Raw genomic sequence first — 18,038 nt, forward strand, 5'->3', positions numbered from 1 at the left:
GAGTTCACCATGAACTTCTGTATTTTAAGCTTATTCCTGCTTAGCATGTCAACCACTTCATGGCACCCAGTCCACCACCGCACATCACACAATCAACATGAGAAATATCCTGTAATACATTGGTATAGAATAAATATATGTTCATCTGAATAACAGCATAACCACTAATGGTCCCATAGCGACTGCACCAGTTTGGCCAAAAGGTTATATTCCTGCGCAAAAGCATGGCCCGAATATTGAGGTAACCACGGCTTTTCCTCGCCCATAAAGTGATAGATGGCAGGGTTATTTTTAAGGCCATCATATTGCCCGGGATCCATGCAGTAATGCGGCATATGGTGCGGGCGGGCGCGTTCGTTGAAGTTCCATTTCGGCGCCAGCGCCTTCCAGCGGCCCTTAAGCGCCATGTTCAGGGATGATTGATCCCAATAATGCAACGTATCCGGCCATCCGAGCGGCGGATTTTGCGGGTTCGCCGGGTCGCGATAATGGATCGCGCTTGGCCGCGCATCAAAATGCTTGATCCATTTGACCGCCTGGTCCGTAACCTTATCCGCCCGCCAGTTTTCCAGATCCATCAACAGCATGCCCGAATTAAATTGGTCGCCGCCGAATTGCTCCAGAAACTGCGTCTCAAAAATAAAGAACGGGTCTGCAACCGCCCCAACCGGGCAATCTTCAAGATCAGAATGCCATAATTCATCGACCGCGCTACGCACGATCACATCACAATCCAGGTATATAACCCTTTTAAGATCGGATAGATAATCGGGAATGAAAACACGTGTGTACATCGACATGCTGCGGTTCCCGTGCAGCGGCCGCGCCGCGACCTTTACATCCAGCTCTGATCTGCATGCAACAAAGTTTAAAGTTTGGCCGAAATGCTGCGCGATTGCCTGAAGCCGTTTTATGTTTTCCGGCCGCAGGGCTGAAATAATATAAATATCAACCCGCTTGGCATGCGCCGAACATATCGAAGCAATCACGACGCTGGCCTGTAATACGTAATTATCATCCGGGCAAATAACGAATGCAGGCGTGTCACCTGCGGGTTTGCCTGCGAACAACGGATGGCGCTTTGTAGCGCAAGAAGCAGCCGGGTAGCGCCCGGGATGCGCCCGGATACCGTTCAGCGGGCCGCGCGCCGCAAGCAGCAAAGGCCGCATCGCTTCCGGCAGATGCTGTGCGATAATTCGCAGCTCATCCTTCTGAACATCAAATGGCGCGACAGCGTAGCGCTTTTTGGAAAGCGCAATCACTTCAGGCACACATTCGATGCGGCGCCCTTCGCCAAGCGCCTTGAGCAACAAGGCGGCTTTGGATAACCCCGGGTTAGCACCAGACAGTTCTTTATAAGCGTCACGGCGCACACAAAATTCGCCTGCGCCCAACAGATTGAGAAAACTGTTCAGCAATAAATCTCCGCCGTAAAATAGCCAGTTCACCGGCAAGCGTCGCTGTTCGTTTTTCGAACGTGGCGGCAGATAAGCGCAAGCGCGCGGGTGAATATCGTAGCGCGGATCGATACCCTGCGGCATCGTCAGAGCATCGGCGCCGTGTGCGGCAGCGGTAGCAAGAACCGCAATGGCATCAGGCAAAAGGATGCCATGACCGTCCAGAAACAGCAGATAATCACCCTTTGCCTTGTCTGGCCCCGCAACAATTTCAAAATTCTTGCTTGTCTGGACCTTGAGTGCATCGACAGCTTCCTGAGTATCGGCCCCTTCCAGACAAACGGAAAAAAACGGGGCTTTAGCCTCTTGCCGCTTTCTTCCAAGACCGCGCAGCCATTTTCCCCACGGCTCACCGCTATCACCGCCAAGAACCCCAGCGACCTTGGGCGCATTCCAGCCGGCGCCCTGCATCCATGCCAGACATTCCGGATCCGTAGAAAGCACCGCATCGGCCGTCGCGACTGACTGCCTTTCAAAATAATCAATCTCGAAATCCGTACGCGGGGATGGCGGCAGGCAGTTCGCCTGCTCAAGCCAGCGCATACGCGTGCCATCCGCTGCCACGACAATCGGCGTTTCCGGAAATGCCAGACCGAGCTTTCTGGCCTGACAAGCGAACCATGCCGCACCGAAACCGTGTTGAAATACAATCAGATCAAAATTACGCTCACGCAGCCAGTTGTAGGTACATAAGGACTGAACGGGTATGTACCAGTTGTTTTCGCGGAACTGCCCGCGTAATTTTTCATATGCGTATTGTCTCGCTTTCTTCTTTTCATTATCCGGGTGATTGAGCGGCTGGAACCGCGGTGCGGCATAGACCGTAAGATCCAGAAGCGTTGTTTGCCAGCCGTCCGCCGTCAAAAGCTTTGCAAGCTGCGCGGCGCTAGGTATGGCCTCCGCACTGCTATCGCTCACGAGGCACACAGACCTGCCCCTACCGGCATTTGTTATCTTACCGCTTAGCTGCGTATGGCTCATTGGGTTTGCCGGCTTATCAGACAAATATGAAAACACTGGTCACCATGTTTAGAAGGTGCCCGCACTACCAGCGCTGGTGAAAGAGCCGGCCCACTGCCCCCACAGTATTATGAGTATTGGGGTGATACACAAGCCCCATGCCGGACGGCGTACGATGCAGCATATAACCGTGCTTGGTGTAATCCTTAAAGATACTCCAGAAACTGTCGGCTAGATGCCAATTGATAACGTCATGGAAGAAAATGCACCCCTGCTTCGTCAGAAACGGTTTTACCCCGTTATAGTCTGCCGTCTGCTGGGTTTCGGTATGAAGCCCATCAACCAGCACCATGTCTATTGCGCCATCCAAATATTGCTCGGCAACATGCGGAATATCCTGCGGCGACTCAGCCTGCACAACCTGCGCCTTTAGCTTAAAACGGCTGATAAATTTCTGGCTTAACTTCATTCCCGTTCTTACGTCATCACCTTCCGTAAGATTATCAATCGCGACAAGCTTTGCGTTCGGAAAAATCATGGATAGCGCGAGCGCACTCCAACCGAAGGCGTTACCTATGACAAGAATGGTTTTAGGTTCATAAACAGTTGCAAGGATTTCAAACATGTGCAGTTCGGCAAAAGACAACCCGCCGCCTACGCGAAGATAGTATTTTTTCTTCCGGAAGCCAGTGAACGGGGCATCTCTAGCACCACCACAATGATATGGGTTGAGCGAAGTATGGACGGTATATCCCTCTTGCTCGTAAGCCTCGATCAAGGAAAAAAGATAGTGACGCTTCACGAACCAACCCGCCGCTTAAGCGTCGCGCAAGGTCTGCGCCAGTTCGCGCCACTTTTTCCCGCCGTCGGTCGATATTTCGTAAGGCGAACCGGTCTTGGTGCCGGGGAAGTTCTTGTGCACGGCTTCGGTATCGACATTTTCGAGCGGCGTGCCTTCGATAACCGCTGTACCCGATTCCTGATAGGTATCGAACGGCAGTGAAGCGATGAACTTTTTGGTATCAAGCATTTGTTCGCGCGTTTCGCCGGGCAGGCCATAGGTGAATGTGCCGTGCACCGTAATGCCGACACGCTTGCATTCAAGGATAGCCTTGCGGGCGTAATCGAGATCAAGATGCTTGTTGACGATATTATCGACCACCCACTGGTTGCCTGACTCAATGCCGATTTTGACCCCGAAGCACCCCGCATCCTTCATGATCTGCCAGCTTTCAAGGCGGCAGGTATCGGCGCGGCACATAGCCGACCACGGCACATTGATCTTTTCCATAACCTTGCACATGTTCAAGACATGCTTGTTGCCGAGGTTGAACGTGTCGTCATCGAAGTAGATGGATTTAAACTTGTAACGGCCGACAATATCTTCAAGAAAGCCTTGCATATAATCCGGGCTATAATGACGCACCGATCGCTTGTTGTCGCCGTACGGATCATCGCCCGTCATCGTTGCGGGCCAGACACAAAAGATGCATTTGAAAGGGCAACCACGGCTTGACCACACATGTGCATGCGGCGCGATTTGCCCCATCGGGTTGCCGTCCCAGTAACGATGCGCAATCGTATCGTCGTAATACGGGTAAGGTGCAGCGTTCATTTCTTCAAGCGTCAGCAAATTGCTTTCCAGCACACCTTCGGCGCCTTGAATGACCTTGACCGACCCCTTTTCATATTCGCCCTTGATGCAGGCTACGATCGGGAAATCTTCCAGAATTTTGCTAGCCTTGCTGCTGATCGGCCCGGCAAGCGCAATCCGCGTATCGGGCAGCATCTTCTTGATTTTCCGGATCAGTTGCCCGTCATGCTCCCAACTCGGCGTGGCAGACTCGATAATGATCACATCGTATTTTTCTTCCTGCAAATGCTTGAAATAACTGTCATAGCTTTCACGCAAAGCGATCGAATCGCGCATCGTGGTTTTGGCGCCGGTCTCGCGGCCCGCATAGGTGGTCGCGTAACCCATAAAGAACGGATACGGCAGGTAATCGAGAAAAACATATTTGTCGGGCGAACTGCGTATGTAGATCGTATGCGGCCAGCGTGAACCCGCACGCACTGCGCCCAACGTCAGACCCTTCGCAAGCTGCTCAGGATCAGCCGTGGCAGGATCGGGCCAATATGGCGGGTTACTGAAAAGGACTTTCATATGGCGCTCCAAAAAGGGTCGCGAACAAACCGGGTGAAAAAATAGCAATTGCCCGATTCAGGGCCGTAAACTAACATTTGCATTAGTACCGGCTTTTCGGCCCCCTTTCAACCAGAATACACCCCTGAAACATGCTGCCGCTTTCGGTCTATATCCCTTGCTACAATGGCGAAAAGTACATCGCCCGTTGCCTCGAATCCCTTCTTGCGTCAGACCCCGCCCCTGATGAAATCTTGCTGATCGATGACGGCAGCACCGACAAAACGGCGGAAATTGCCAAGCGCTACCCGGCCATTCGCCTGATCCAGCAGGAAAAGAACAAGGGACTGGGAGCCGCACGAAACCGCGGCTTGCAGGAAGCCAGAAACAAATTTGTCGCTTCAATCGATGCCGATGTCATCGTCGCAAAGGACTGGTGCGCACAATGGCAGGTCTTGCTGCAGGAATTCCCGGGCGCGATCATATATGGCGGGCATCTGGAAGAAACCGTGAAAGTCACGCTGGGCGACCAGTGGCGCTGCAAACACATGCAACAGAACCAGGGCCGCCGCGCGATCCTCAACCCCTATCATGTCTGCGGATCCATCACGCTCGTGGACAGAAAGGTGATCCTCGGCCTTGGCGGCTTCGACGAGCGCATGCGTGCGAACGGGGAAGATTGCAACATATGCCATCGCGTTCGCTCGAACGGCGGCATGATCGTGTACGACCAAAGGCCGCAGGCATTCCACCTGCGCGAAGATACGCTAAAAAGCGCCCTGCATACCCACTGGGCATGGTACCGCCATCCTTGGGTTATTCTGTTTCCCATTCGCACATGGCGCGCCCTTTATGATCTGCTGCGCGTCCGGCTGTGGCACAACTGCATGCGCGCCCTTCGCGCTGACTGGCGCGATAAAGACTGGCCCATGATGTTTATAAGCCTTCTTTCTCTGCCGCATCACACATGGAAGGAAGTGCGGGCGTTTCTTCGCCAACGCCGCTAGCGCTATTCCGACAGGATTTGCCTGATCACCGGGTTAAAGCGCTGCGCAAAGCCTTCAACATCAAAGGCGTGATTGCTTCCGGTCTTCAAGGCTTTTCTGATCTGCCTTCTTACCTTGCCGCGCGCCTTTGCGTCGCGCCCGAATTTCACGGCGATCGAAACATAATCCTCAACCGTTTCTGCAATTCCATCTTCCGCGCCAACGGCCAAGAGATGCGAAACCGCCTGACACCCGCGCTGCGTGTTGCAGCGTTTTGCCACAATGGGCACTCCGCCAAGCAACGGTTCCGTTATCGCCATGTTGCCGGTAAACGGAAAGGCATCGAGATACACATCGACCGTTGTCATCAGGTTTATTATGTCATTTCTGTGCATCGGCCTCAGCACGCGAATTCTTTTGATCATGTCGCTGTCTTTTGCGGCCTTCATAAAACGCTGGATCAGAATATAATCCGAAAGGTTGCTGCTGTGCAGATGCCAGTTGGGGCTGTAGGGCAATATCGCCAAAGAAGAGTTCGGCACCTGGCGCAAAATTTCGCACCACGCTTCAATGACATCCGTCGAATATTTCAGCATCGCGGATGTGCTGGCATAAAGCACTTGTGATTTATCGACATCAAGACTTTTGCGGTTAAACTGGCCCTGCGACCGGACCAAATCACCCGCATAATCAAAAACCTGCATCGGGCCGGGAAATACATAAACATTCGGCTCCCCATACGCCGTTTTCGGGTCACGGCCCGGCGGCTCCGTATATTCACTTGTAATCATGGTATCGATGGTATCCGGCATGCTTGCGCTGGCGACGGACCAGCATGCAAGCGTAGCCTGTCGCCGCGCCAGGCGCGTGGAGGACAACATTGAACATTTCTCGCCAAAAAGAATCACATCGGCCAGTAGCATCAAATCCAGATTTTCTTTGCGAATAAGCTCGACGCTTTCCTTCAAGCCATGCCCTTTCAAAATAACGAGGCGGCTCCAGTACGGGCTGATTATTCCCAAAAACCGGTTTTTTATTGGCACGTGATCGTCCGTTAAATAACTGAAATAACCGGCGAACCTGCTCTCGACCGGGTTTGCGCTAAAAACAATAATTTCGGCATCCAGCTCCTGCATAGCGCGCAAATGCGCAAGCAGCATGTAATGCTCATGCATCCGCAAAACGCCCATGACAAGGATGCCGATCTTGGGTTTCTTCTTGTTCTTAACGACGGACGGCGTCCACGGCTCGACTTCCTGCAAAATTTGCATATAGGCCTGCCTGACCCGGCCAAATGCCTTCATCAGATCAAGTGCTTCATGGTCAAGCGTATAGATACCGGCAATATTAATCATCTCCGGTATATCGTTTAGCAATAGCTTCTGCTGTGAGCTTTCCAAGCCGGGCAGGCAATCCGCAAAGTTGGTCCATTCACGCGCAGAAAAAACGTAATGTGCGTCCGCGTCTTCTTGCGTGAAAAAAATGCTGCAATATCTCAGCCAGTATCGCAAAAAACGCAGTCCGAATTTGCCGCGATAATGTTCGGCGGTGGCCGCCATGCCGGTTTTGTAAGCGGGCGCCAGAATTTCGCAAACCAGCAGCGCACGCATGGCTTCATCCGTGTCCGGCCGCTCAATCAGGACTTTTGCCGCAGAATTCAGAAGTTCGCTTTCGGCCGGCTCTTGCGGCAACAAATTTATGGCGGAGCCGTAATAGCCGGCATAAAACCAGTTATGCGCCTCCACCAAACGCCCGCCATGAACTTCGGTGATCGCATCCAGCGGAGCGGTCAGATAGAGGCCCGCAAGTTCAAGCCGCAGACCGCGCAGGCAAGCAACCTCTTCGTCGGTGGCATTGAAGTCACGAAGACAGGCACGGATTTTTTGAAGCAATTCGACCAGCTGAGCGCGCTGATTCTGGGCATCCGGATGGGCTGAAACGACGACCTTATTGGCAGCCTGCAAATTTCCTGTATGCATCAATACGTGGTCCCGTCAATGAATAGACCGCAGAATATATGGGCAATCCAGCCAGAATGTCTATAGATCACTTGCAGAATCTTATATGGCAGAGCATCATTCCGGCATGAAAAAAGAGCCCTGCCGTCTATGCGGAGAACCCACAGAATTTTATGCAAAGAAACTTACGCTTGGCAAGCATCAGGTTGCCTACTTCCAGTGCAGTGGCTGCGGCTCGTTGCAGACGGAAAAGCCATATTGGCTCAGCGAGTCATACGCGGCGGGGCCGGGCATCGGGAATGATGTCGGGGCCGGTCAACGCTGTATGCTGCTTTCCCTGAAGCTATCTGCGTATTTTCACATACTCAGCATCGACCACGAGCAGCCAATCCTGGATTACGGCGCAGGTTCCGGGCTGCTCACCCGGCTGATGCGTGATCGTGGATACAATGTGCTCGCTTACGACAAGTATGTGACCCCCTACTTCGCCGACAAATTCCTTGGCGCGCCGGATAGCCGGCCATGGAAAGCAATTCTCACGACCGAAGTGTTCGAGCATATGGAGCAGCCCGCCGTGGAAATACGCGGATTTTTTGCATCGAACGTCGATTATATTTTCTTTACAACCGAGTTGTGGGAAGGCCAGGGCATAGATTGGTGGTATATTGACGGCAGCCAGCATATTTTCTTTTACACGCACAAAGGGCTGGAAAAGATCGCACAGGAACACGGCTACGCTTTTTATAATTTAGGCAACCTCAAGCTGTTTGCGAAACAGGCCAAAATTAGCCCCGAAGATATCCATGGCATCACGAATACGCAGCACATAGATCAGCTTGCCGCCAGCCTTCTGGCCGAACATCTGAAGCACCCCTTTAAATGGGTAAATAAAGATTTTGAGATAGTAAGGGGTCAGCCCATATCCGCCAGTCCCTAGCGCTCTTGCGCAACAGGCATAACACTTATACTTTTAGCATATCCATGAAAGACAAATACACATGACCCAAAAAACATCATCTCCGACATTCTGTGCATTACCCTGGGTGCACATGTTTACCAGGCCAAATGGCGATGCCACGATTTGCTGCGTGGCCCAAAAGGACATTCATGACGCCGAAGGCAAGGTGATGAGCCTGCGTACGCACACGCTTGAAGAAATATGGAACAGCGAAGATTATAAAAGCATCAGGCGCGATCTACTTGATGGCAAGCAAATTCCGCACTGCGCCGTTTGCTACCAGAACGAGGGGCGGGGCATCTTAAGCTATCGCGACTGGGCCAATGTAAACTTTAAGAATCTCAAAAGCGGGCAAACGCTGGTTGAACGGGTCGATAACTCCATCGCCGCCGGCCTCACCGCCGAAAAGCCCGTCTATTTCGATCTGCGGCTCGGGAATATTTGCAATTTGCGTTGCCGCAGTTGCGACCATTTGCACAGCTCGCAAATTGCACGCGACGCCGTCCATGTCGCTTGGGATCGCTCGCGGAGCATAACGCCCGAAACGCATCACCGTTTTGCGGACGTTGGCGACGATTGGTCGCTTGCGGAACAGTTGCTGGGCGAGCTCACGGAATTTTGCCATGAAACCGAATCCATACAAATCGCGGGCGGTGAACCGACCCTTAACCAGACCCAGCAAAAGCTGCTGCAGTACTTTGTCGATAGCGGCAAAGCCCCAGAAATCAACCTGACGGTATGGACCAACTTCACGAATTTGCGCGAAGATGCCTTCACCCTGTTCTCGCAATTCAAGAAGCCCGCAGTTTTCCTGAGCCTCGATGGTTACGGCAAGACCGTGGAATACATTCGTTTCCCCGTAAAATGGAAAACAATCACCGCAAACTTTGCTGCCGTGAAGGCCCGCTTCCCGAAATTGTGGTTTCACGCCTCCCCCGTGTTTCAGGCCTATAATGCGCTTGATATTACGTTATTGCTGGAATGGTGCGTCGAAAACGGCATTGTTCCGCATTTGAACAATATTTTGTCCGGGCCGGAATATCTGCAAGCCAAGCTGCTGCCGCAGGAAGCGCGCAATCTGGCTGCCGAACGGCTTGAAGCCTTCATGGCCAAGCATGCCGGCGAGCCCTTGTTCAAGCAAAGCGGGTTTAACCACGACGCCCCCGCCGTATGCGCATACCTGCGCAACGCCGCAGACCCGGGCACGCCGGAAGATATCGAAAGTTTTGTGCGCTACACGAATGATCTCGATCAATCGCGCAAACAGAATATTCGCGAAAGCCTGCCCGAATTGTTCGAGATATGGCACCGCCACAGACCGTGGGATGACGGCGCACATCGCTTTCTTGAAACTGAAAAGGCCGTAAACCAGTAGCGCAGCTATGCAGTCACGCGCTCTTCGCCCGCCTTGCCGTGCAAATCTTTCTGGAACGCCACAATTTCTTCCAACGTCTTCTCGATCGTGTACTGGCGTTTCCAGCCGGGATAATGTTGTTCGAACCTGCGCGTATCGCTGATCCACCATATATGATCGCCCTTGCGGCTCGTGGGGTTATAATCCCACTGCATGGGCCTGCCGGTCAGCTTTTCGCAGTGCGTAATGGCTTCCAGCATCGAACAGTTGGCAAACCGCCCGCCGCCGATGTTGTACACTTGCCCGGTAGCGGGTGCGCTAAAGAATTCCCAGAATGCTGTGATCAGATCATGGGCGTGAATATTATCGCGGACCTGCTTGCCCTTGTAGCCAAAAACCGTATAGGGCTTGCCGGTCACAGCGCAATGCGCAAGATAGGCCAAAAAACCGTGCAGCTGGGCACCGGAATGGCTCGGCCCCGTCAGGCAGCCGCCCCGAAAACAGGCGGTTTTCAGACCAAAATAACGGCCATATTCCTGTACAAGCAAATCGGCTGCTGCCTTCGATGCGCCAAACAGGCTGTGCAGGGTTTGATCGATGCTCATGCCCTCATCAAAGCCATGGCCTGAATAGGGGGAGTTGCCGTCACATTCCCAGCGCGTGGGCATTTCATAAAGGCGGATCATATTGGGCCGGTCGCCATACACCTTGTTCGTGCTGGTGAATATGAAAACGGCATCCGGGGAATGCTGCCGCGTCATTTCCAGCATGTTCAGGGTCCCGGTTGCGTTTACGGAAAAATCCGTAAACGGCTCCCGTGCCGCCCAATCATGCGATGGTTGAGCCGCCGCATGAATAATAACCGCTATATCCTTGCTATAGCGGGTAAAAACTGCTTTCAAGGCATCGAGGTCTCGGATATCAAGGCTTTCATGTTTATAGGACTTTAGATCCTGTTCGAGGCGGCTGCGGTTCCAGGCGATGCTCGCGCCATCCCCGAAAAAATAGCTGCGCATATCGTTATCAATACCGACAACATCAAACCCCTTATCGGCAAAATACCGCGCGGCTTCGGATCCAATCAGCCCGGCTGCCCCGGTGATCAATGCAACGCTCACATCCACCTCCGCACTTTCAGAACAGGCGGGGCATGACAATCCCGCATAAAAAAACAACTAAACGAATGGTGACCTCGGCGGGGCTCGAACCCGCGACCCCCTGATTAAAAGTCAGATGCTCTACCGGCTGAGCTACGAGGTCACACGCGCTTATGACAAGAGTTTGGGAAAATAGGCGCCAGCGGCGGGCAGGTCAACAGCCAAGCCCTATGCCAAAGCCTCAAAACCGGCCCTTTAATCCCTTACTTCAGGTTTGACCCTGCGCCGCCCGTCCGGCTCTGCAAACCGCTGGGCCAGCTTCTTGGCGATTCGGGGGCTTACAAAATGGCTGATATCGCCGCCAAGGCGGGATATTTCCTTCACAAAGCGGGATGATATGAACTGCGTTCCTTCGGTTGCAGCAAGGAAGATGGTCTCGATTTCCGCGTTCATGCGATAATTCATGGCCGCCATCTGGATTTCATATTCAAAATCCGAGACGGCGCGCAGGCCGCGAATGATTACGCTGGCGCCCTGATCGCGCGCGAAATGCATCAAAAGATTATCGAATGGCAAAACGGTGATGTTTTTTACACCGTGGCGGGCAAGCGTATCGACTTCCCGCTTGACCATATCGACGCGCATGCGCGTATCGAACAACGGCTCCTTGCCCGCGTTGCGGGCAACGCCCACGACCAGCTTATCGACCAGTTTGGAAGCGCGCTGGATAAGATCCATATGACCGAGCGTAATCGGGTCAAACGTGCCCGGATAGAGGCCGGTACGGTGGCCTTTATGCGGTTTCCGGGGCGGCACCATCGCCTTGATCCTCTTCATCATCGAGCCAGGCAACCGAAACAACTTTTTCATTTTCCTCGATGCGGAACATCGTCACGCCCTGCGTCTGGCGCCCGGCGATACGCACATCCTTGACGGGCATGCGGATAATCTGGCCGCCATCCGTCACCAGCATAACATCGGCATCGTCGCTGACCGAGAAGGACGCCACGATATTGCCGTTGCGCCCCGACATCTTCATGTTCCAGATACCGGAGCCGCCGCGGTTGGTAACGCGGTATTCGTAGGCCGAACTGCGCTTGCCATAGCCGCGCTCCGCCACCGTAAGAATAAACTCTTCCTGCTTGCCCATTTCCTCGAAACGCTCAGGAGTCAGCGTAATCGCGTCCGTCACTTCTTCGTCGCTATCGCCAACCTCCTCGTCTTCCTGATTACGGAGCGCCTTGGCCTGCTTGAGGTATGCAATACGTTCTTCCGCCGTCGCACCGACATGGCGCAGCACCGACATCGAAATAACCTCATCGTTCTTGCCAAGCTTGATCCCGCGAACACCTACGGATGTGCGGCCCGAAAATACGCGCACGTCAGCGATCGCAAAGCGCAGACATTTGCCTGAACGTGCCGAAAGCAGCACATCGTCGCTTTCCGAACAGGTCTGCACCGCGATCAGCTTGTCGCCTTCCAAAAGCTTCATGGCGATGATACCGCTGGGGCGAACATTGCTGAAATCGGAAAGCTGGTTGCGGCGCACGGTACCGGCCGAGGTCGCGAACACGACATTAAGCTTGTTCCAGCTTTCCTCATCTTCCGGCAAATGCATAACGGTCGTGATCGCTTCGCCCTGCTCGAGCGGCAGCAGGTTCACGAAAGCCTTGCCGCGCGCTTGCGGGCTGCCAAGCGGCAACTTATAGACCTTGAGCTTGTACACCTTGCCAAGCGAGGAGAAGAACAGCATTGGCGTATGCGTGGAAGCGATGAATATCTCGCTGACAAAATCCTCGTCGCGTGTGCTCATACCCGTCCGGCCCTTGCCGCCACGCTTTTGCGCGCGGTAGGTGGAAAGCGGAACGCGCTTCACATAACCGGCATGGCTGACGGTAACGACCATATCTTCGCGCTGGATCAGGTCTTCGATATCCGTTTCGAACTCCTGTTCTTCTATTTGCGTGCGGCGCGGGGTCGCGAACTTTTCACGCACTTCGCTCAGCTCCGCTTTCATAATATCGAGCACGCGCTGGCGGTTTGCCAGAATATCGAGGTAATCCTTGATGCGCTCCACCACGTCCTTGAGCTCGTTCCCGATCTTTTCGCGCTCAAGCCCGGTCAGCCTGTGCAAACGGAGATCGAGGATCGCCTTGGCCTGCGCCTCGCTCATTTTATAAACGCCGTCCTTGATGCTGTCCGGCTCGTCCACCAGCGCGATCAGCGGCGCGACATCCTTTGCGGGCCAGGCCCGCTCCATCAATTGCTGCTTCGCGATTTGCGGATCGCTGGCCTTGCGGATCAGGGCAATAACCTCGTCGATATTCGCAACCGCAACGGCAAGGCCGACCAAGGTGTGGGCGCGATCGCGCGCATGGCCCAGCTCATATTCGGTGCGGCGGTTGATAACCTGTTCGCGGAAATCGGCAAAGGCCTTGATGATGTCCTTCAGGTTCATCATCTCCGGCCGGCCGCCGTTCAGCGCCAGCGTGTTGACCCCGAAGCTGCTTTGCAGCGGCGTGTGTTTGTAAAGCTGGTTGAGCACGATATCGGCCATCGCATCGCGCTTCAGTTCAATCACAAGGCGAACGCCGTCGCGATCGGATTCGTCGCGGATATCGGAAATGCCTTCGATCACCTTTTCCTGCACGCATTCGGCGATGCGCTCGATCAGCCGAACCTTGTTCACCTGATAGGGAATTTCGGTGACTACGATCGCCTGCCGGTCCTTGCGGATATCCTCAACTTCGGTTTTCGAGCGAATGATGACCGAACCGCGGCCGGTATGGAACGCCGTACGCGCGCCGGCGCGGCCCAGAATGATGCCGCCGGTCGGAAAATCGGGCGCCGGTACGATTTCGATCAACTCGTCGATGCCGATGGCCGGGTTATCGATATATGCCACGCAGGCATCGCATACTTCACCCAGATTATGGGGCGGAATATTGGTAGCCATGCCGACGGCAATGCCGTTCGCACCGTTCACAAGCAAATTCGGGAAACGGGATGGCAGCACGACGGGTTCGTTATCGTTGCCGTCATAGTTCGGCTGGAAATCGACCGTATTTTTGTCGATGTCATCGAGCATGACCTCGGCGGATTTTGCGAGGCGTGCTTCGGTGTAACGCATGGCGGCCGGCGGGTCGCCGTCCATCGAGCCGAAATTACCCTGTCCATCGACGAGCGGCAGGCGCATGGAGAAATCCTGCGCCATGCGGACCATCGCGTCATAGATCGCGCTATCGCCATGGGGGTGATACTTACCCATGACATCACCGACGATGCGCGCCGATTTTTTATAAGGCTTGGTGCTGTCGTACCCGCCCTCCTTCATCGCGTATAAAATACGGCGATGGACCGGCTTCAACCCGTCGCGCACATCGGGCAATGCGCGCGAAACGATTACGCTCATGGCGTAATCCAGATAGGAACGCTGCATTTCCTCTTCGATAGAGATCGGCGCTATATCGGATGGCGGCGGGGTTTCTGCGGCGTTGTTCTGGGTCACGTTCTGCTACTTAAAACCAATAGGAATCATGGGGAAAATCTTCAGCCGCAAACTAGCATTTCACCCAAGCCAAAACAAACAAAAAATCCTAAAATATGCCAATAATATCAATTAGTTATATGGCCATCTTTAAGCTCGAGAACCCTGTCCATTTTTGCGGCCAATTCAAGGTTATGGGTGGCCATCAAAAGGCCCAATCCGCGCTCTTTCACAAGCCCGCGCAAAAGGTCAAAAACATGGTCCGCCGTATTGTGGTCCAGATTGCCTGTGGGTTCGTCCGCTACCAGAAGCCGGGGGTCATTGGCCATGGCCCGTGCAATGGCCACGCGCTGCTGTTCCCCGCCCGAAAGACGGGCCGGGCGATGGCTGGCGCGGGGCGTCAGCCCGACCAACCCAAGCAATTCATCCGCGCGGGCGCCCGCCTTGCGGTCGCCCTGCCCCGCCACGATTTGCGGAAGCATGATATTTTCCCGCGCCGAAAATTCGGGCAGCAAATGGTGAAACTGGTAAACGAAGCCTACATATTCGCGGCGCAGCGCCGTACGCTCGTCATCCCGTGCACGGCATGCGTTCTTGCCGCCCAGGATAACATCGCCGCTGGTTGGCTGCTCCAGCAGCCCCACACAATGCAGCAGCGTGGATTTTCCCGCCCCGGAAGGGCCAACAAGCGCGACAAGCTCCCCGGCCTCAATGCGCGCATTGCAGCCGCGCAGGACATCAAGCCTGTTGCCGCCCTGTTCGAACGTCTTAACCAGATTGTTAATTATGAGGACAGTCTCACTCATAGCGTAGCGCCTCTACCGGGTCGAGCCGGGCGGCACGCCATGCGGGATAGATGGTCGCGAGGAAGGAAAGCGCCAGCGCGATCGCAACGACCTGCAGCACCTCGCCCCATTCCAGAACCGCAGGTAATTGTGAAAGAAAATAGATTTCGGCAGAAAATAAATCGGTTCCCGTCAAGTTCTGCAGCAACTGGCGGATCGCTTCGATATTGCTGGCGAACAAAACGCCAAGCAGCGTGCCCGCCGCGGTGCCCACAAGCCCGATACTGGCGCCGCTTAGAAAGAAAATGCGCATAATGCTGCCGCGGGTCGCGCCCATGGTGCGCAAAATCGCTATATCCCCCCCCTTATCCTTCACCAGCATAATCATGCCGGAAATGATGTTGAAAGCGGCCACGAGAATAATCAGCGTCAGAATAAGGAACATGACGTTCCGCTCAACCTGCAGCGCGTTCACGAAGCTGGCATTGGTTTGCTTCCATGTCAGCAGCCGCACGGGCACATCGAGTGCGCCGATAAGCCGTTCATAGACGTTATTGAGGTTGTGCGGGTCCTGCACAAATACCTCAAGCGAGGTGACGGCGTTATCGAGCCTGAAGAACACTTGCGCCGTTTCAAGCGGCATGAAGATATAACTGTTGTCATATTCGAACATGCCTACATCGAATATCGCCGCCACGGGGTAGGAACGGTAGCGCGGCATGGAGCCGAAGGCGGTGACCCGGCTTATGGGCGAAATGAGCGTAACTTTGTCGCCGACATTCACATGTAGCCTGCCCGCCATGCGCTGGCCTATGGCGATATGGTCTTCGGTAAAATCATCGAGCGAGCCTTCAACAATATGGCCGGAAATGGTCGGCCTTTGTTTGAAATCCTGTTGCGAAACGCCGCGAATCATTGCGCCGCTGGCGTTGCCGTTCTGGCTCACAAGCGCCTGTCCGTCGATCGAAGGCATCACGGCCGCAACCCCTTCGAGGCCGCGCAGCCGCACAGCCTGCGCGTCGTAATCGGTCATCTGGCCTTGCATAGCATAGACGTTCATGTGGCCATTCAGACCGAGCACACGTTCGAACAATTCCTGCCTGAAGCCGTTCATGACGGCCATAACGATGATCAGCGTCGCAACGCCCAGCGCAATGCCGAGCAGCGAGAACCATGTAATGACCGAAATAAAACCTTCCTGCCGCTTGGCGCGCAGATAGCGCATCGCCACCTTGCATTCGAAGGGCGAAAACAGCATCAGTAAGCCCGCCCGAAAATGACATCCTGTGTCGCAGGCTTGCCGGTCAGCACACATTTGCCTACCTTGCCATCCTGATCGAACGGAATGCAGCGGACCGTTACGCCGTGTTTTTCGGCATATGCGAGCGAGGCGGCATCACCCGACCATTTGGCGCGCACAAAGCCTTGCCCGCCGGTGAAGCTGCTATCGGCATCCTTGCCGAAATAGGCTTCAAAATCGGCGAGGGTCAGGACATCCGTCGTCGTGCGCGCTTTCTGGTAGGCAAGCGCGACATCGAACATGCCTTTTTGTATTTCCGCCAGTTCCTTGGCCGCGCCAGCGACAAAAATATCGGCCGGGTCGAAACGCTTGCCGCCCGCAAGGTTGTCGCGCCGCGTCACGCATACCTTGCCGCCTTCGATATCCCGCATCCCCACTTCCAGCAAAAGCGGAACGCCCTTCTTGATCCATTCCCAGCGCTTTTCGGCGCCGGGCATATCGCGCGTATCCACCCTGACGCGCAGCGGCTGCCCGCCATAACCGGTTGCGCGCAAGCCTTCGGCCACCTTGTTAATATAAGTCATGACCTTGGCATTATCGTCGCCGCCGCGGGTAACGGGAACGATAACGATCTGCTGCGGCGCAAGCCGCGGCGGAACCCGCATGCCGTCATCGTCAGCATGCGTCATGATCAAAGCCCCGACCATGCGCGTGGACATTCCCCACGAAGTCGTATGGGCAAATTCAAGGCCGCCTTCACGCGTCTGGTACTGAATGCCCGCCGCCTTGGCGAAGTTTTGCCCCAAATAATGCGACGTGCCCGCCTGCAACGCCCTGCCATCCTGCATCATGGCTTCGATGGAAAGCGTGCTGACGGCGCCGGGGAAACGTTCCTGTTCGATCTTTTCGCCGGCAATAACCGGCACCGCGCACATTTCCTCGACAAACGCGCGATAGACTTCAAGCATTTGCTTGGTTTCGCGCATAGCATCATCATAATCTTCGTGCGCCGTATGGCCTTCCTGCCAAAGAAATTCAACGGTACGCAAAAAGATGCGCGGGCGCATTTCCCAGCGCACGACATTCGCCCACTGGTTTATCAGCACGGGCAGATCGCGATAGGATTGCACCCATTTCGCGAACGCTTCCCCGATCACGGTTTCGGATGTAGGCCGCACGACCATCGGCTCTTCAAGCGGCGCATCGGGCGTAAGCACGCCGTCTTTCATTACCAGCCGGTGATGGGTTACAACCGCCATTTCCTTGGCGAAGCCTTCGACATGCCCGGCTTCCTTCTGGATGTAGCTGAGCGGAATAAAAATCGGGAAATAGCAGTTTTCGTGTCCGGTTTCCTTAAAACGTCGGTCAAGATCGCGCTGCATGTTTTCCCAAATGCCATAACCCCAAGGCTTGATAACCATGCAGCCGCGCACGCCCGACATTTCCGCCATATCGGCGGCCCGCACGACCTGCTGGTACCACTGCGCATAATCTTCGGCGCGCGTGGGCGTGACCGCTGTTTTGGGCTTCTTTTGCTTTGCCTGTGGGGCGTTCATGGGGAAAACCTTGGCGCTGAAATGCAAGGCGCATAGTCTAGGAAACCGGCTAGAATC

The 18,038-nt window shown here is 54.6% G+C and carries 13 protein-coding genes and 1 tRNA gene; 3 read left to right on the plus strand and 11 right to left on the minus strand.

Going from position 1 to position 18,038, the window contains the following annotated elements:
* Positions 1-164: 164 nt before the first annotated feature.
* From GC131_01620 to GC131_01630, 3 genes are all read right to left on the minus strand, one after another.
* Positions 165-2,438 carry a hypothetical protein gene (locus tag GC131_01620; GenBank protein ID MBI1272771.1) on the minus strand — a complete coding sequence of 758 codons (2,274 nt, stop codon included), beginning with the start codon at positions 2,436-2,438 and terminating at the stop codon, positions 165-167.
* Between the two features lie 64 nt (positions 2,439-2,502).
* Positions 2,503-3,219 carry a hypothetical protein gene (locus GC131_01625; protein MBI1272772.1) on the minus strand — a complete coding sequence of 239 codons (717 nt, stop codon included), beginning with the start codon at positions 3,217-3,219 and terminating at the stop codon, positions 2,503-2,505.
* A 15-nt stretch (positions 3,220-3,234) separates the two neighbouring features.
* Positions 3,235-4,581, minus strand: coding sequence for a radical SAM protein (locus tag GC131_01630; protein ID MBI1272773.1), 1,347 nt, complete (start codon positions 4,579-4,581; stop codon positions 3,235-3,237).
* A gap of 131 nt (positions 4,582-4,712) precedes the next feature.
* Here GC131_01630 and GC131_01635 point away from each other — a divergent pair, with 131 nt between their 5' ends.
* Positions 4,713-5,567 (plus strand): glycosyltransferase, encoded by an 855-nt coding sequence (locus tag GC131_01635; protein MBI1272774.1) that lies wholly within the window; start codon positions 4,713-4,715, stop codon positions 5,565-5,567.
* Positions 5,568-5,569: 2 nt separating this feature from the next.
* Here the strand turns inward: GC131_01635 and GC131_01640 are convergent, their stop codons facing one another.
* The gene (locus tag GC131_01640) at positions 5,570-7,525 is read right to left on the minus strand and encodes a hypothetical protein (protein MBI1272775.1); all 1,956 of its coding nucleotides are present in this window, start codon (positions 7,523-7,525) and stop codon (positions 5,570-5,572) included.
* 85 nt (positions 7,526-7,610) lie between these two features.
* On the opposite strand from GC131_01640, the gene GC131_01645 reads away from it, so the two are divergent.
* Together GC131_01645 and GC131_01650 are read left to right on the plus strand one after the other, a co-directional pair.
* On the plus strand, positions 7,611-8,441 hold the full coding sequence (locus tag GC131_01645) for a methyltransferase domain-containing protein (protein ID MBI1272776.1): 831 nt from the start codon (positions 7,611-7,613) through the stop codon (positions 8,439-8,441).
* Between the two features lie 61 nt (positions 8,442-8,502).
* Positions 8,503-9,837, plus strand: a complete 1,335-nt coding sequence (locus GC131_01650; GenBank protein MBI1272777.1) for a twitch domain-containing radical SAM protein — start codon at positions 8,503-8,505, stop codon at positions 9,835-9,837.
* A gap of 5 nt (positions 9,838-9,842) precedes the next feature.
* Here GC131_01650 and GC131_01655 read toward each other — a convergent pair whose 3' ends face one another.
* The 7 genes from GC131_01655 to GC131_01685 form a co-directional block, all read right to left on the minus strand.
* Positions 9,843-10,934: an NAD-dependent epimerase/dehydratase family protein gene (locus GC131_01655; protein MBI1272778.1), complete on the minus strand. Its 1,092-nt coding sequence runs from the start codon at positions 10,932-10,934 to the stop codon at positions 9,843-9,845.
* 66 nt (positions 10,935-11,000) lie between these two features.
* Positions 11,001-11,076, minus strand: a tRNA-Lys gene (locus GC131_01660).
* Between the two features lie 92 nt (positions 11,077-11,168).
* On the minus strand, positions 11,169-11,732 hold the full coding sequence (coaD, locus tag GC131_01665; protein ID MBI1272779.1) for a pantetheine-phosphate adenylyltransferase: 564 nt from the start codon (positions 11,730-11,732) through the stop codon (positions 11,169-11,171).
* The gene (gyrA, locus tag GC131_01670; GenBank protein ID MBI1272780.1) at positions 11,707-14,352 is read right to left on the minus strand and encodes a DNA gyrase subunit A; all 2,646 of its coding nucleotides are present in this window, start codon (positions 14,350-14,352) and stop codon (positions 11,707-11,709) included. The genes coaD and gyrA overlap by 26 nt, the downstream gene beginning before the upstream one ends.
* A 176-nt stretch (positions 14,353-14,528) precedes the next feature.
* Entirely contained in the window at positions 14,529-15,206 is a 678-nt protein-coding gene (locus tag GC131_01675) for an ATP-binding cassette domain-containing protein (GenBank protein MBI1272781.1), read from the minus strand.
* Positions 15,199-16,443: a lipoprotein-releasing ABC transporter permease subunit gene (locus GC131_01680; GenBank protein ID MBI1272782.1), complete on the minus strand. Its 1,245-nt coding sequence runs from the start codon at positions 16,441-16,443 to the stop codon at positions 15,199-15,201. Before GC131_01680 ends, GC131_01675 begins: the two co-directional genes overlap by 8 nt.
* Positions 16,443-17,981 carry a proline--tRNA ligase gene (locus GC131_01685; GenBank protein ID MBI1272783.1) on the minus strand — a complete coding sequence of 513 codons (1,539 nt, stop codon included), beginning with the start codon at positions 17,979-17,981 and terminating at the stop codon, positions 16,443-16,445. Before GC131_01685 ends, GC131_01680 begins: the two co-directional genes overlap by 1 nt.
* Between the last annotated feature and the right edge of the window lie 57 nt (positions 17,982-18,038).

It is taken from the genome of Alphaproteobacteria bacterium (genome assembly GCA_016124955.1).
GTDB lineage: Bacteria > Pseudomonadota > Alphaproteobacteria > UBA9219 > RFNS01 > RI-461.

Bases quoted from the DNA above. Each gene is read 5' to 3' on its own strand.
- GC131_01620 (MBI1272771.1), bottom strand. From the start codon at position 2,438: ATGAGCCATACGCAGCTAAGCGGTAAGATAACAAATGCCGGTAGGGGC.
- GC131_01630 (MBI1272773.1), bottom strand. From the start codon at position 4,581: ATGAAAGTCCTTTTCAGTAACCCGCCATATTGGCCCGATCCTGCCACG.
- GC131_01635 (MBI1272774.1), top strand. From the start codon at position 4,713: ATGCTGCCGCTTTCGGTCTATATCCCTTGCTACAATGGCGAAAAGTAC.
- GC131_01640 (MBI1272775.1), bottom strand. From the start codon at position 7,525: ATGCATACAGGAAATTTGCAGGCTGCCAATAAGGTCGTCGTTTCAGCC.
- GC131_01645 (MBI1272776.1), top strand. From the start codon at position 7,611: ATGGCAGAGCATCATTCCGGCATGAAAAAAGAGCCCTGCCGTCTATGC.
- GC131_01650 (MBI1272777.1), top strand. From the start codon at position 8,503: ATGACCCAAAAAACATCATCTCCGACATTCTGTGCATTACCCTGGGTG.
- coaD (MBI1272779.1), bottom strand. From the start codon at position 11,732: ATGGTGCCGCCCCGGAAACCGCATAAAGGCCACCGTACCGGCCTCTAT.
- gyrA (MBI1272780.1), bottom strand. From the start codon at position 14,352: ATGCAGCGTTCCTATCTGGATTACGCCATGAGCGTAATCGTTTCGCGC.
- GC131_01675 (MBI1272781.1), bottom strand. From the start codon at position 15,206: ATGAGTGAGACTGTCCTCATAATTAACAATCTGGTTAAGACGTTCGAA.
- GC131_01680 (MBI1272782.1), bottom strand. From the start codon at position 16,443: ATGCTGTTTTCGCCCTTCGAATGCAAGGTGGCGATGCGCTATCTGCGC.
- GC131_01685 (MBI1272783.1), bottom strand. From the start codon at position 17,981: ATGAACGCCCCACAGGCAAAGCAAAAGAAGCCCAAAACAGCGGTCACG.